The sequence below is a fragment of the Streptomyces sp. NPDC008150 genome (assembly GCF_042956945.1).
Classification (GTDB): Bacteria; Actinomycetota; Actinomycetes; order Streptomycetales; family Streptomycetaceae; genus Streptomyces.
Genome location: NZ_JBIBHJ010000001.1, coordinates 994,692 through 1,007,790, shown reverse-complemented (window position 1 = coordinate 1,007,790; position 13,099 = coordinate 994,692). Strand labels below are relative to the sequence as shown.

Sequence of the window (13,099 nt, the reverse complement as noted above, 5' to 3'; positions counted from 1 at the left end):
ACGTGTGTTGCTCTGTACGGGTGTTGCTTGGTGGCTCGCGTTCCATTGTCACGCACCCGCCGCCCGGAGCGGAGCGGGGGTGGGTGATGAACCGAGTCTGATGCGCCACATCGGGACGGAGGTCCCGGGGACGAGGTCCCGGGCACCGGCCGCGCGAGGGGGCCGAAGGTCCCGCGGGGCGGGTCCGGCTACGCGCCCGTGGGGTCCTCGCCGCGGTCGAGGGCCTTCCAGATGTCCTCGGGGCGGTCGGGGTCGACGGGCCGCCGGGCACGCGGGCGCGGTGCGCCGTCCCGCTCGTAGCGGCCGGACATCGCGGGCCAGCGGCGGCCGTAGCGCAGGGCGAGCAGACCGGCCACGAGGATCAGGGCGCCGCCCACGGCGGCGACGTACGGCCAGGCCGTGTGGCTGAGCGCGTGCGCGGCGGCGGCGGTGTCGCCGGATGCCTGCGCGGCCTGCTCGTCGAGCGCGGAACTGTCGGAGGCGCCGAGCAGCGCCGCGGCGACCGTGCCGGCGCCGGAGAGCGCGAGGAGCCCGGCGACCAGGAAGCGGCCGGCCCGGCGCACGGCGAACACGGCGACGAGCGCGGCGAGGCCCACTATGGCGAGCGCGGCCGGCACGCCGGTGACGTCGCTGCCCTTGACGGTGAGCGGGAAGTCGCCGCCCGCCACCGTCGCGGTCCCCTCCGCCCAGCGTTGCCGGGTGGCCAGCAGCGCCACGGCCGCGCCGAGCGCGCCGCAGGACAGGGCCAGGGCGAGGCTGCGGCGGCCGGCCCGGACGGGTGCGGCGGCTTCGGAACGGGGGTGCGGTACGGCTGTCACCACTCCACTATCGCCTGAACCCCCCGGGTCGTGTCACCCGGGGGGCTCGTGCGGACGCGCGGCATGCCTCACACGAGGCGGTTCGCGGTGTGCACGGCACGCAGCACGGCGGCCGCCTTGTTGCGGCACTCGGTGTCCTCCGCGACCGGGTCCGAGTCCGCGACCACACCGGCGCCCGCCTGGACGTACGCGGTGCCGTCGCGCAGCAGGGCGGTGCGGATGGCGATGGCGGTGTCGGAGTCGCCCGCGAAGTCGAGGTAGCCGACGCAGCCGCCGTACAGACCGCGGCGGGAGGGCTCCAGCTCGTCGATGATCTGCATCGCGCGGGGCTTCGGGGCGCCGGACAGGGTGCCCGCGGGGAAGCAGGCGGTGAGCACGTCGAAGGCGGTGCGGCCCTCGGCGACCGTGCCGGTGACCGTCGACACGATGTGCATCACGTGCGAGTACCGCTCCACCGACATGAAGTCGACGACCTCGACGGAACCCGGCGCGCAGACCCGGCCCAGGTCGTTGCGGCCCAGGTCGACGAGCATCAGGTGCTCGGCGCGCTCCTTGGGGTCCGCGAGGAGTTCGTCCGCGAGCGCCTGGTCCTCCTGCGGGGTGGCGCCGCGGTGCCGGGTGCCGGCGATGGGGTGCAGCAGCGCCCGGCCGTCCTCGACCTTGACGAGCGCCTCCGGCGACGAGCCGACGACGTCGAACCCGTCGAACCGGAAGAGGTACATGTACGGCGACGGGTTCGTGGCCCGCAGCACCCGGTACACGTCCAGGGCGGACGCCGTGCACGGCGTCTCGAACCGCTGCGAGGGCACCACCTGGAACGCCTCCCCCGCCCTGATGCGCTCCTTGACGTCCTCGACCGCCTTCTGGAAGTCCGGGCCGCCCCACTGGGCCGTGTACGCGGGCAGCTCCGACGGGGGCAGCACGGCGGGCGGCTGCGCCACCGCGCGCGACAGGTCCGCCTCCATCGCGTCGAGCCTCGCCACGGCGTCCGCCCAGGCCTCGTCGACACCGGTGTCGAGGTCGTTGTGGTTGATCGCGTTGGCGATCAGCAGGACCTTGCCCTCCCAGTGGTCCATCACGGCGAGGTCGCTGGTGAGCAGCATCGTCAGCTCCGGCAGCCGCAGCTCGTCGCGTCCGCCGGGGCCGATCTTCTCCAGGCGCCGCACGATGTCGTAGCCGAGGTAGCCGACCATGCCGCCGGTGAAGGGCGGCAGGCCCTCCTCCTGCGGGGTGTGCAGCGCCTGGAGCGTGGCACGCAGCGCGACCAGCGGGTCGCCGTCGACGGGGACGCCGACCGGCGGGGAGCCGAGCCAGTGCGCCCGGCCGTCGCGCTCGGTGAGGGTGGCTGCGCTGCGGACGCCCACGAAGGAGTAGCGCGACCAGCGGAACGCACCGTTCTCCGCGGACTCCAGCAGGAAGGTGCCGGGGCGCTCCGCGGCGAGCTTGCGGTAGAGCGCGACCGGGGTGTCGCCGTCGGCGAGCAGTTCGCGGGTGACGGGGATGACGCGGCGGCCTGCGGCCAGTGTCCGGAACGTTGCGAGGTCCATGGCCGCCGACCTTACTGACCGGAGGGGGCCGCGCCGGAATCGGCCGCGGGGAGGAGCACGTCCGCGTCGAAGCACGTGCGGTCGCCCGTGTGGCAGGCGGCGCCCACCTGGTCGACCCGCACGAGCAGCGTGTCGCCGTCGCAGTCGAGCGCCACGGACTTGACGTGCTGCACGTGGCCCGAGGTGTCGCCCTTGACCCAGTACTCGCGGCGGCTGCGCGACCAGTAGGTGCAGCGGCCGGTGGTGAGGGTGCGGTGCAGGGCCTCGTCGTCCATCCAGCCGAGCATCAGCACCTCGCCGGTGTCGTACTGCTGGGCGATGGCGGGGACGAGGCCGTCGGCGCTGCGCTTGAGGCGCGCGGCGAGGGCGGGGTCCAGGGCCGTGGTTGCGGCGGGGGTGGGGGTGGGGGTGGGGGTGGTTGCCGGGCGGGGCGTGCTGGTCATGGGGTCCATTGTGCCGGGCGGCTGCCGCCGGGGCGGAGCGCGTCCACGAGGTGGGCGGGGGGGCGGGGGTGCGTTGGGGGCGGTGCGTGGCGGCGGGGTGTGCTGGGGCGGTGCGGGGGGCCGTTGGCGGTGCGGGGGCGGCGGGGGTGCGTCGCCTGCGGAAGGTGCGTTCGAGGGGGGACGGTGCGTTGGGGGGCGGGGCCGCGCCGGGGGTGTACGTCCTCGGACCGGTGCGGCTCGGCAGTGCCTTGCATCTTGACGGGGGCGGACGCACCGGCCGCTCCGGGCGCACACCCCCGGCACGTCCCCTCCTCGCCGTTTCCGGCTTTCCCCCGGCGCGGGCTCAGTCGCTTTCCACGTCCTCCGTCCTCCCCGGCGCGGGCTCAGTCCCCTTGCGGCCTCCTCCGTTCTCCCCGGGCCCAGTCCCCTTTCTGCGTCCTCCCCGGCGCGGCGGCTCTCGGCCGTTCTGGCGGGAATTCGGCGTCGTCGGGCTTCTGTGTCCTTCGTCGGTGGGCGGGAACCGCGGGCGGTCGTAGGGTGGCCGTATGTCGACCCATGCCAAGCGTGAACGACTTCTGCTCGCCGACCTGTTGGAGACCCAGGGTCCCGACGCCCCCACCTTGTGCGAGGGCTGGCGGACCCGTGATCTCGCGGCCCATGTCGTGGTCCGCGAGCGCCGCCCCGACGCCGCGGGCGGCATCCTCGTCAAGCAGCTCTCCTCCCGGCTCGACCGGGTGATGGCGGAGTTCGCCGCCAAGCCGTACGAGGAGCTGGTGCAGCTCGTCCGTACGGGGCCGCCCCGGTTCTCGCCGTTCAACCTGAAGCAGGTGGACGAGGCCGCCAACACCGTCGAGTTCTACGTGCACACGGAGGACGTGCGCCGGGCCGCTCCCGACTGGACGGCGCGCGAGCTGGACCCCGTGTTCCAGGACGTGCTGTGGTCGCGGCTGGAGCGGACCGCCCGCCTGACCGGCCGCAGCGCGCCGACGGGGCTGGTGCTGCGGCGTCCGGACGGCCGTACCGCCGTCGCGCACCGGGGTGTCCCGGTGGTCACCGTGACCGGGGAGCCCTCGGAGCTGCTGCTGTTCGCCTACGGGCGGCAGGCGGCGGCCAAGGTGGGTGTGGAGGGCGACGAGGACGCCATCCTGAAGCTCACCGGCTCGAAGCAGCTCGGACTGTGAACCCGCGTCGAACTGCCTTGCCTATGCGGGCAGTTCGGCGCGGCGCAGGGCAGGCACGCACAGGGCGAGGACACCGCCCGCCCCGCAGACCGCGGCGCTGACGACGAAGACGGGCCCGGCGCCCCACAGTCCGATGGCGGCGGCCGACAGCGGCATGCCGAGCGGCGCGATGCCGAGGCTGACGAGGCTCGCGACGGACGTCACGCGGCCCAGGTAGGCGGGGTCGGCGTGGGTCTGGAGCAGGGCGCCGCACAGGGCGCCACTGAGGCCGGCGAACAGTCCCACCAGCAGGGCGGTGCCGACGGCCGCGGGCAGTGCCGGGACGAAGGCGAGGGCGCCGATCGCGACGGATCCGGCGAGGATCGCGTACGCGGCGAGGTGCCCCGCGTGCGGGAGCCGGCCGCGTGCGGCCAGCAGGAACGACGCGCCGCCCGAGCCGACGCCGAACCCGGCGAGCACCAGGCCCATGCCCGAGGCGCCCCAGCCGCGCTGGTCGGCGAGCAGGGTGAGGCCCACGTTGAGCGGGCCGACGAAGCCGAGGTCGCCGAGGGCTATCGCCAGCACCAGCGGGGCGAGCACCGGGTGGTGGCGGATGTAGCGCAGACCGGCGGCCAGGTCGCGCCGGGCGGTACCGGCCGGGCGGGCGTCGCCCGCGGGGAGGTCGCGCAGGCGGACGCCGATCAGCAGCGGCACGGAGACGGCGATGAGGAGCCCGGCGATCCCGAAGGCGGCGGCTGCCCCGCCGAGGGCGACACCGAGTCCGCCGAGCGGGGCGCCCGTCACGCTCGCGAAGCGGATCGCGAGGCCGCGCATGCCCTGGACCCGGGCGAGCTGGGACCTGTCCGCCAGGCGGGCCGGCAGGGCGCCGACGGCGGGCAGGAAGACCGCGTCGACGGTGCCGAAGACGACCGCGAGGGCGGCCAGCAGCCACAGCCCGGGGCTCGCGAGCAGCAGCAGCGCGGCCACGGCGAGCACGGCGGCGCAGCGCACGGTGTCGCTGCCGATGACGACCCTGCGCGGTCCGAGCCGGTCGGCGAGCACTCCCCCGCCGAGCATCAGAACGGCGCGCGGCACGGCGCTGACGGCCATCACCGCACCGGCCTGCGCCGGCGACCCGGCCTGGACGGCGGCCCAGGACAGGGCGATGTAGTAGACGCTGTCGCCGACCATGGAGGACGTGTAGGCGCTCAGCCAGCGCAGGACGTTCGGGTCGCGGTGCGCGGGGCGTCCCGGGGCGGGCGCGGTGCGGGCGGGGCGCGCTTCGGTCGTGGCGGTCACGGTGGCGTCCTCCTCAGACACGGAACGGGAATCCTGTGACGTGCAGTGCGACGTGCTCGCGCCCCTCGGTGTCACCGGCGGCCTCGGCCGTCCGGCCCAGCTCGTCGTACTTGCGGGCGAGAGCCAGCAACTCCTCTTGCAGTGCGCCGAGTTCGCCGGCATTGAGGCGCAGCCACGACTCGCTGTCGCAGACGGCCGCGTTCCACGCGTCGCCCCAGGCGGACCTGCTGTCGAGGTAGCGGCGGTAGAGCTCGCCGCGCTGCTCCTGGAAGAGGCGGACGGCGGCGGTGTGCGCGGCGGCCTTCTCGGGGGCGTCGCGGAAGTCGGCGTTCTTGATGCTGACGCCGTCGTAGGCGGGCTGCCACCAGCGTTCGCGGCCGTCCCCGCTGCGCGGCTCGGCCGCCTCGATCAGGCCGTGGTCGGCGAGCTTGCGCAGGTGGTAGCTGACCAGCGAGACCGCCTCGTCGACCTGCTCGGCCAGCTGGGAGGCGGTCGCCACGTCGGCCAGGCACAGGGCCCGGTAGAGGTCCGCGCGCAGCGGGTGGGCGAGCGCCTTCAGCGTGCCGACGTCGCCGATCCGGTGGTTCTCCTTCTTGCTTGCCATGAGGAGGAATCTAGATGCGCAAGAAATGTTGCGCAATATGTTTTGCGCAATTTTCCTTGCGCGTTTTGGTGCGCGCACACGACAGGACGCCCCGGTCCCCGAGCGATTCGCTCGGGGACCGGGGCGTCCGTCGTGTGCGGTCAGCGCACCGGGTTGCCCGCCTCGCGCAGCGTCTGCTTGACCTCGCCGATGCGCAGGTCGCCGAAGTGGAAGACCGACGCCGCCAGGACCGCGTCCGCGCCCGCCTCCACGGCCGGCGGGAAGTCGGTCAGGCGGCCCGCGCCGCCCGACGCGATGACCGGGACCGTGACGTGCTTGCGGACGGCGGCGATCATCTCCAGGTCGTAGCCGTCCTTCGTGCCGTCCGCGTCCATCGAGTTGAGCAGGATCTCGCCCGCCCCCAACTCCGCGGCGCGATGGGCCCATTCGACCGCGTCGATGCCGGTGCCGCGGCGTCCGCCGTGCGTGGTGACCTCGAAGGAACCGGTCTCGGTGCGGCGCGCGTCCACGGAGAGCACCAGGACCTGGCGGCCGAAGCGCTCGGCGATCTCGCGGATCAGCTCGGGGCGCGCGATGGCCGCCGTGTTGACGCCGACCTTGTCCGCGCCCGCCCGCAGCAGCTTGTCGACGTCCTCGGCGGCGCGGACGCCGCCGCCCACGGTCAGCGGGATGAAGACCTGCTCGGCGGTGCGGCGCACCACGTCGTACGTCGTCTCCCGGTTGCCCGACGAGGCGGTGATGTCGAGGAAGGTCAGCTCGTCGGCGCCCTCGGCGTCGTAGACCTTGGCCATCTCGACGGGGTCGCCCGCGTCGCGCAGGTTCTGGAAGTTGACGCCCTTGACCACACGGCCGGCGTCCACGTCCAGGCAGGGGATGACTCGGACCGCCAGGGTCATGAATCCACGGCTCCTCTGAATGCTTCCAGTTCGACGCTGACCAGGATGCGGGAGTCGACGAAGCCGTCCACGATCAGCAGGGTCGCGGCCGGGCGGGCCGCGTCGAAGATCTCCTTGTGGGCCCGCCCCACCTCGTCGACGTCGCGCGCGTGCGTCAGGTACATCCTGGTCAGGATCACGGACTCGGCACCGAGCCCGAACTCGCCTATCGCCTCGATGGCCGCCTTGAACGCGGCCTTCGCCTGCTCGTAGGGGTCGCCCTCCCCGTAGAGCACGCTGTCCTTGAAGGCCGTCGTGCACGCGACGACGACGCGGTCGCCCGCCGCCACGGCCCGTGCGAACCCGAAGTCGTCCTCCCAGGGACTGGTGCTCTGCACACGCCGTACGGCTTGGGTTGTCATGACGACACAGCCTCCAGGGCCTCTTCCAGGGTGAACGCCTTCGCGTACAGGGCCTTCCCGACGATCGACCCCTCGACACCGAGCGGGACGAGGGAGGCGATGGCCCGCAGGTCGTCGAGGGAGGAAACCCCGCCCGAGGCGACGACGGGGCGGTCGGTGGCCGCGCACACGTTCTTCAGCAGCTCCAGGTTCGGGCCCTGGAGCGTGCCGTCCTTGGCGATGTCGGTGACGACGTAGCGGGAGCAGCCCTCCTTGTTCAGGCGCTCCAGCGTCTCGTAGAGGTCGCCGCCGTCGCGGGTCCAGCCGCGGCCGCGCAGGGTGGTGCCCCGCACGTCGAGGCCCACCGCGATGCGGTCGCCGTGCTCGCCGATGACCTTGGCGACCCACTCGGGGCTCTCCAGGGCGGCGGTGCCGAGGTTGACGCGGGTGCAGCCGGTGGCGAGCGCGGCGGCGAGGGTGTCGTCGTCGCGGATGCCGCCGGACAGCTCGACCTTGATGTCCATGGCGCCGGCCACCTCGGCGATCAGCGCGCGGTTGTCGCCGGTGCCGAACGCGGCGTCCAGGTCGACCAGGTGCAGCCACTCGGCGCCCGAGCGCTGCCAGGCGAGGGCGGCTTCGAGGGGCGAACCGTAGGAGGTCTCGGTCCCGGACTCGCCGTGCACGAGACGCACGGCCTGGCCGTCACGGACGTCGACGGCGGGGAGGAGTTCGAGCTTGGCCATGGTCTACAGGGTTCCGATCCAGTTGGTGAGGAGCTGGGCGCCGGCGTCGCCGGACTTCTCGGGGTGGAACTGGGTCGCCCACAGGGCACCGTTCTCGACGGCGGCGACGAACCGCTCGCCGTGCGTCGACCAGGTCACCTTCGGGGCGCGCAGGAGCGGGTTGTGCAGTTCGAGGTTCCACTCGTGCACGGCGTAGGAGTGCACGAAGTAGAAGCGGGCGTCGGCGTCGAGGCCCGCGAAGAGCTGGGAGTCCTCGGGGGCGTCCACGGTGTTCCAGCCCATGTGGGGCACCACGTCGGCCTTGAGCGGGCCGACCGTGCCGGGCCATTCGTCGAGGCCCGGGGTCTCCTCGCCGTGTTCGATGCCGCGCTCGAACAGGATCTGCATGCCGACGCAGATGCCCATCACCGGGCGTCCGCCGGCCAGGCGGCGCCCCACGATCCAGTCGCCGCGCGCCTCCTTGAGGCCCTTCATGCAGGCGGCGAAGGCACCGACACCGGGCACGAGCAGGCCGTCGGCGTTCATGGCGGTGTCGTAGTCACGGGTGATCTCGACGTCGGCGCCCGCGTGGGCGAGGGCGCGCTCGGCGCTGCGGACGTTGCCGAAGCCGTAGTCGAAGACGACGACCTTCTTCGCGCCGGAGGTCAACTCCACACCCCCAGCCGCATGACGCCCGCGACGAGGCACAGGCCCGCGCCGAGGGACAGCAGCACGATGAGCTGGCGCGGCATCTGCTGCTTGGCGAAGGAGATGATCCCGCCGACGAGGAAGAGGCCGACGAGGATGAGGACGGTGGACGTGCCGGTCACAGCGCACCCTTCGTGGAGGGGAGGATGCCGGCCGCGCGCGGGTCGTGCTCGCTGGCGTAGCGCAGCGCGCGGGCGAGGGCCTTGAACTGGCACTCGACGATGTGGTGGGCGTTGCGCCCGTAGGGCACGTGCACGTGGAGCGCGATCTGCGCCTGCGCGACGAAGGACTCCAGGATGTGCCGGGTCATGGTGGTGTCGTACTCGCCGATCATCGGCGCCATGTTCTCGGGCTCGGTGTGCACCAGGTAGGGGCGGCCGGAGAGGTCGACGGTGACCTGGGCGAGCGACTCGTCCAACGGGACGGTGCAGTTGCCGAAGCGGTAGATGCCCACCTTGTCGCCGAGCGCCTGCTTGAAGGCGGCGCCGAGCGCGAGGGCGGTGTCCTCGATGGTGTGGTGGGAGTCGATGTGCAGGTCACCCTCGGTCTTCACGGTCAGGTCGAACAGACCGTGCCGGCCGAGCTGGTCGAGCATGTGGTCCCAGAAGCCGACGCCGGTGGAGATGTCGGTGCGCCCGGTTCCGTCGAGGTCGATCTCGACGAGTACCGAGGTCTCCTTGGTGGTGCGTTCGATTCTTGCGCGGCGGCCCTGGCCAGTCATGCGCTCTGCTCCTTCTTCAGGTCACGTACCGCGTCGAGGAACGCGTCGTTCTCGGCGGGGGTGCCGGCGGAGACCCGCAGCCACCCCGGCACTCCGTTGTCCCGGACCAGGACGCCCCGGTCGAGGATCTTCCGCCATGCCTCGTGGGCGTCCGCGAAGCGCCCGAACTGCACGAAGTTGGCGTCGGACGGGGTGACTTCGTATCCCGCGCCCTTCAACTCCTCGACGATGCGGTCCCGTTCGGCCTTGAGCTGCTCGACGTACCCGAGGAGGGTGTCGGTGTGCTCCAGGGCGGCGAGCGCGGTGGCCTGCGTGACGGCGGACAAGTGGTAGGGCAGGCGCACCAGTTGGACGGCGTCGACGACCGCGGGGGCGGCGGCCAGGTAGCCCAGGCGCAGTCCGGCCGCGCCGAACGCCTTCGACATGGTGCGCGAGACGACCAGGTTCGGGCGGCCCTCGATCAGCGGGAGCAGCGAGGCTCCGTGGCTGAACTCGATGTAGGCCTCGTCCACGACCACCATCGACGGCTTCGCGGCCTGGGCGGCCTCGTACAGCGCGAGCACGGCGTCGGCCTCGACGGCGGTGCCGGTGGGGTTGTTGGGGCTGGTGACGAAGACGACGTCCGGGCGGTGCAGCGCGATCGCCTTCTCGGCCGCGGCGACGTCGATGGTGAAGTCCTGGTTGCGCGGCCCGGAGATCCAGCCGGTGCCGGTGCCGCGGGCGATGAGCCCGTGCATCGAGTACGACGGCTCGAAGCCGATCGCGGTGCGGCCGGGCCCGCCGAAGGTCTGGAGCAGCTGCTGGATGACCTCGTTGGAGCCGTTGGCCGCCCAGACGTTGGCGGTGCCGACGCGGTGGCCGCCGGTGCGGGTGAGGTAGTCGGCGAGTCCGGTGCGCAGCTCCACCGCGTCCCGGTCGGGGTAGCGGTTGAGGCCGCGGGCCGCCTCGCGCACCCGCTCGGCGATGCGCTCGACGAGCGCGTCGGGCAGCGGGTACGGGTTCTCGTTGGTGTTCAGCCGGACGGGGACGTCCAACTGGGGTGCGCCGTAAGGGGACTTGCCGCGAAGCTCGTCCCGTACGGGAAGATCGTCGATGCCGCTCACTTGCTCTCCGGTACCTTCCAGCCGAACCGTGCCTTGACCGCCGCGCCGTGCGCGGGCAGGTCCTCCGCCTCCGCGAGGGTCACCACGTGGTGGGCGACGTCGGCGAGGGCGTCGCGCGAGTAGTCGACCACGTGGATGCCGCGCAGGAACGACTGCACGGACAGGCCCGAGGAGTGGCAGGCGCAGCCGCCGGTGGGCAGCACGTGGTTGGAACCGGCCGCGTAGTCGCCGAGGGAGACCGGCGCGTACGGGCCGACGAAGACGGCGCCGGCGTTGCGGACCCGGTCGGCGATCCGGGCGGCGTCCGCGGTCTGGATCTCCAGGTGCTCGGCGCCGTACGCGTCGACGACCTTCAGGCCGTCCTCGACGCTGTCCACGAGGACGATCGCGGACTGCCGGCCGGCGAGCGCGGGGCGGATGCGGTCCTCGACGTGCTTGGTCGCGGCGACCTGCGGCTCCAGTTCCTTCGCCACGGCGTCGGCCAGGTGGACGGAGTCGGTGACGAGCACGGCGGCGGCCAGCGGGTCGTGCTCGGCCTGGCTGATCAGGTCGGCGGCGACGTGCACCGGGTCGGCGGTGTCGTCGGCGAGGACGGCGATCTCGGTGGGGCCGGCCTCCGCGTCGATGCCGATGAGGCCGGTGAAGTACCGCTTGGCGGCGGCGACCCAGATGTTGCCGGGGCCGGTGACCATGGCGGCGGGCGGGCAGGACTCGGTGCCGTACGCGAACATCGCCACGGCGGTCGCGCCGCCGGCCGCGTACACCTCGTCGATGCCGAGCAGTGCGCACGCGGCGAGGATCGTGGGGTGCGGCAGGCCGCCGAACTCGACCTGGGCCGGGGAGGCGAGGGCGATCGAGGGGACGCCGGCCTCCTGCGCGGGGACCACGTTCATGATCACGGAGGACGGGTAGACCGAGCGGCCGCCGGGCGCGTACAGGCCGACGCGGTCGACCGGCACCCACTTCTCGGTGACCGTGCCGCCGGGCACGACCTGCGTGGTGTGCGTGGTGCGGCGCTGGGCGCGGTGCACGAGGCGGGCGCGGCGGATCGACTCCTCCAGGGCGGCGCGGACCGCCGGGTCGAGCCCCCCGAGCGCCTCGGTGAGCGCCTCGGCGGGCACCTTGACGGAGGTCAGGCGCACGCCGTCGAACTTCTCGGCGAAGTCGACCAGTGCCGCGTCGCCCCGATGGTGCACGTCCTCGCAGATCGGACGCACCTTGTCGAGGGCGGCCTGCACGTCGAAGTCGGCTCGGGGCAGCAGCGCGCGCAGGGCGGCACCCTCGGGGAGGGCGTCGCCGCGCAGATCGATTCGGGAGATCACGGTCTCAATTCTCGCAGACCCGCCGGGACCGCCGTCCGCGCGTATCAATGGCTGATACAGAATCCGGGCCGGATCCGGGTCCGGCCCGGGGTCGGACGCGGCCCGGATCCGGGCCGCCGGAGGAGTAGCCGCACGGGGCGCGTCCGCGGGGCCGCCCGCCGGGCCCGGCGCATTACCCGCCCGCGCCCGCGACCTGGCGTTTCCACAGAACACCCACAGCGTCCCCACATTTGTTGAACAGTAAAGTTTGCCGTGGCTTGACCGGTGCCCGTACAACTTTCCCGGGTTACCCGAACGTGCTGGCACCCCCGCTCCCCCGGCCCTTCAATGAACCCCACCATGGCACTGCTCAGCGGCCTCGCCCGTGCACCGCGACGGCGGAGGAACACCTCTCCCGGGTCCGCCCCGCACGCGTCCGGGCTGCCCGCCGACGACGACGTCCTGCTCGACGTCCCCGAGGAACCCCTGGGCCCGGCCCTGGTCGCCGCCGCGCGGGGCGAGCACGGACCCGCGGCGGACCTGCTGGCGGACACCCGCGCGCGTGCCGCGTGGGACGAGCGCGACCGGTACACGCGGCGGCTCGCCGCGTTCGCCGGCCCGCGCCCCGCATGGTTCGAGCGCTGGCTCGCCGCCGCCCCGGCCGACCCGGACGCGCTGCTCGTCGCCGCCCAGCTCGCCGTGGACCGGGCCGGCCGCTCACCGGCGCGTGCCGAGGCGCTGCGCGCGGTCGGGCCGCCCGTCGGGGCGGCGGCGGCCGGGGGCGACGCGCGCGACCCGGTGCCGTGGCGGATCGCGCTGGACCACGCGGGCGGGACGGACGCGCCGCCGGAACGGTTCGCGCGGCTGTGGGAGCAGGCGGTGCGCCGCGCCCAGCACCACTACGGCTGCCACGTGGCCGCCCTCGGGTACCTGTCGGCCGCCTGCCGCGCGGCCGGGTCCGGGTCCGGCACCTGCGCGTGCCTCGACTTCGCGGAGCCAGCGGCCCAGGACGCCCCCGCCGACTCGCTGCTCCAGGCGCTCCCGCTGCACGCCGCCCTCGGCCGCCTGGCCGGCGGGAACCCGTACGGGCCCGGGGAGCGGCCCGGCCCGCAGGCAGGGGCGGGACCGGGGCCGGGCGCCCGGCTGGACGCGGCGGCGGACCGGGCGATCGCGCTCTCGGCCCGGTTCGCGCCGGGCGACCCCTGGCCGGCCCCGGTGCGCAACCAGCTCGCGTACGTCCTCGTCCGGCTCGGGCGGCGTGCCGACGCGCTGGAGCAGTTCCGGCTGATCGGGCCGCACGCCACCTCCGCGCCGTGGGACCTCGCGACGGACGACCCGCTGGGGCACTTCCTGCGGGTACGTCACGATGTGGGCGGCCCGGAGCAGGTCTGACGGAG

General features: G+C 73.7%; 15 protein-coding genes. 2 read left to right on the top strand and 13 right to left on the bottom strand.

The features are described 5' to 3' along the window. Window positions 1-188 precede the first annotated feature (188 nt). The 3 genes from ACFZA0_RS04400 to hisI form a co-directional block, all read right to left on the bottom strand. A complete protein-coding gene (locus ACFZA0_RS04400; protein ID WP_391011009.1) occupies window positions 189-818 on the bottom strand; it encodes a TIGR02234 family membrane protein in 630 nt (209 codons plus the stop codon). A gap of 68 nt (window positions 819-886) precedes the next feature. Then, on the bottom strand, window positions 887-2,365 hold the full coding sequence (locus ACFZA0_RS04395; protein WP_391011006.1) for an anthranilate synthase component I: 1,479 nt from the start codon (window positions 2,363-2,365) through the stop codon (window positions 887-889). A gap of 11 nt (window positions 2,366-2,376) precedes the next feature. After that, window positions 2,377-2,808 (bottom strand): phosphoribosyl-AMP cyclohydrolase, encoded by a 432-nt coding sequence (gene hisI, locus ACFZA0_RS04390; RefSeq protein ID WP_391011003.1) that lies wholly within the window; start codon window positions 2,806-2,808, stop codon window positions 2,377-2,379. Window positions 2,809-3,353: 545 nt separating this feature from the next. On the opposite strand from hisI, the gene ACFZA0_RS04385 reads away from it, so the two are divergent. Continuing rightward, window positions 3,354-3,989, top strand: coding sequence for a TIGR03085 family metal-binding protein (locus ACFZA0_RS04385; protein ID WP_391011000.1), 636 nt, complete (start codon window positions 3,354-3,356; stop codon window positions 3,987-3,989). A gap of 21 nt (window positions 3,990-4,010) precedes the next feature. On the opposite strand, the gene ACFZA0_RS04380 is transcribed toward ACFZA0_RS04385, so the two are convergent. From ACFZA0_RS04380 to hisD, 10 genes are all read right to left on the bottom strand, one after another. Further along, window positions 4,011-5,267: an MFS transporter gene (locus ACFZA0_RS04380; RefSeq protein WP_391010997.1), complete on the bottom strand. Its 1,257-nt coding sequence runs from the start codon at window positions 5,265-5,267 to the stop codon at window positions 4,011-4,013. Window positions 5,268-5,280: 13 nt separating this feature from the next. Next, window positions 5,281-5,871 carry a helix-turn-helix domain-containing protein gene (locus ACFZA0_RS04375; protein WP_391010994.1) on the bottom strand — a complete coding sequence of 197 codons (591 nt, stop codon included), beginning with the start codon at window positions 5,869-5,871 and terminating at the stop codon, window positions 5,281-5,283. A gap of 140 nt (window positions 5,872-6,011) precedes the next feature. Beyond that, a complete protein-coding gene (gene hisF, locus ACFZA0_RS04370) occupies window positions 6,012-6,767 on the bottom strand; it encodes an imidazole glycerol phosphate synthase subunit HisF (RefSeq protein ID WP_391010991.1) in 756 nt (251 codons plus the stop codon). After that, window positions 6,764-7,168 (bottom strand): Rid family hydrolase, encoded by a 405-nt coding sequence (locus tag ACFZA0_RS04365; protein WP_391010988.1) that lies wholly within the window; start codon window positions 7,166-7,168, stop codon window positions 6,764-6,766. The genes hisF and ACFZA0_RS04365 overlap by 4 nt, the downstream gene beginning before the upstream one ends. Next, complete coding sequence (gene priA / locus ACFZA0_RS04360) at window positions 7,165-7,890, bottom strand: bifunctional 1-(5-phosphoribosyl)-5-((5-phosphoribosylamino)methylideneamino)imidazole-4-carboxamide isomerase/phosphoribosylanthranilate isomerase PriA (protein WP_391010985.1); 726 nt, start codon at window positions 7,888-7,890, stop codon at window positions 7,165-7,167. The genes ACFZA0_RS04365 and priA overlap by 4 nt, the downstream gene beginning before the upstream one ends. A gap of 3 nt (window positions 7,891-7,893) precedes the next feature. After that, the gene (hisH, locus tag ACFZA0_RS04355; RefSeq protein ID WP_391010982.1) at window positions 7,894-8,544 is read right to left on the bottom strand and encodes an imidazole glycerol phosphate synthase subunit HisH; all 651 of its coding nucleotides are present in this window, start codon (window positions 8,542-8,544) and stop codon (window positions 7,894-7,896) included. After that, window positions 8,535-8,699, bottom strand: a complete 165-nt coding sequence (locus ACFZA0_RS04350; RefSeq protein ID WP_391010979.1) for a hypothetical protein — start codon at window positions 8,697-8,699, stop codon at window positions 8,535-8,537. Before ACFZA0_RS04350 ends, hisH begins: the two co-directional genes overlap by 10 nt. Next, entirely contained in the window at window positions 8,696-9,298 is a 603-nt protein-coding gene (hisB, locus tag ACFZA0_RS04345; RefSeq protein ID WP_391010976.1) for an imidazoleglycerol-phosphate dehydratase HisB, read from the bottom strand. Before hisB ends, ACFZA0_RS04350 begins: the two co-directional genes overlap by 4 nt. Beyond that, the gene (locus ACFZA0_RS04340) at window positions 9,295-10,401 is read right to left on the bottom strand and encodes a histidinol-phosphate transaminase (RefSeq protein ID WP_391010973.1); all 1,107 of its coding nucleotides are present in this window, start codon (window positions 10,399-10,401) and stop codon (window positions 9,295-9,297) included. The genes hisB and ACFZA0_RS04340 overlap by 4 nt, the downstream gene beginning before the upstream one ends. Beyond that, entirely contained in the window at window positions 10,398-11,723 is a 1,326-nt protein-coding gene (gene hisD, locus ACFZA0_RS04335; RefSeq protein WP_391010970.1) for a histidinol dehydrogenase, read from the bottom strand. Before hisD ends, ACFZA0_RS04340 begins: the two co-directional genes overlap by 4 nt. Window positions 11,724-12,062: 339 nt before the next feature. On the opposite strand from hisD, the gene ACFZA0_RS04330 reads away from it, so the two are divergent. Further along, window positions 12,063-13,094 carry a hypothetical protein gene (locus tag ACFZA0_RS04330; RefSeq protein WP_391010967.1) on the top strand — a complete coding sequence of 344 codons (1,032 nt, stop codon included), beginning with the start codon at window positions 12,063-12,065 and terminating at the stop codon, window positions 13,092-13,094. The last annotated feature ends 5 nt before the right edge of the window (window positions 13,095-13,099 follow it).

Excerpts from the sequence above, each read along its gene's own strand:
- ACFZA0_RS04330 (WP_391010967.1), top strand. The coding sequence starts at position 12,063 with ATGGCACTGCTCAGCGGCCTCGCCCGTGCACCGCGACGGCGGAGGAAC.
- ACFZA0_RS04385 (WP_391011000.1), top strand. The coding sequence starts at position 3,354 with ATGTCGACCCATGCCAAGCGTGAACGACTTCTGCTCGCCGACCTGTTG.
- hisF (WP_391010991.1), bottom strand. The coding sequence starts at position 6,767 with ATGACCCTGGCGGTCCGAGTCATCCCCTGCCTGGACGTGGACGCCGGC.
- ACFZA0_RS04365 (WP_391010988.1), bottom strand. The coding sequence starts at position 7,168 with ATGACAACCCAAGCCGTACGGCGTGTGCAGAGCACCAGTCCCTGGGAG.
- ACFZA0_RS04375 (WP_391010994.1), bottom strand. The coding sequence starts at position 5,871 with ATGGCAAGCAAGAAGGAGAACCACCGGATCGGCGACGTCGGCACGCTG.
- hisB (WP_391010976.1), bottom strand. The coding sequence starts at position 9,298 with ATGACTGGCCAGGGCCGCCGCGCAAGAATCGAACGCACCACCAAGGAG.
- ACFZA0_RS04395 (WP_391011006.1), bottom strand. The coding sequence starts at position 2,365 with ATGGACCTCGCAACGTTCCGGACACTGGCCGCAGGCCGCCGCGTCATC.
- hisI (WP_391011003.1), bottom strand. The coding sequence starts at position 2,808 with ATGACCAGCACGCCCCGCCCGGCAACCACCCCCACCCCCACCCCCACC.
- priA (WP_391010985.1), bottom strand. The coding sequence starts at position 7,890 with ATGGCCAAGCTCGAACTCCTCCCCGCCGTCGACGTCCGTGACGGCCAG.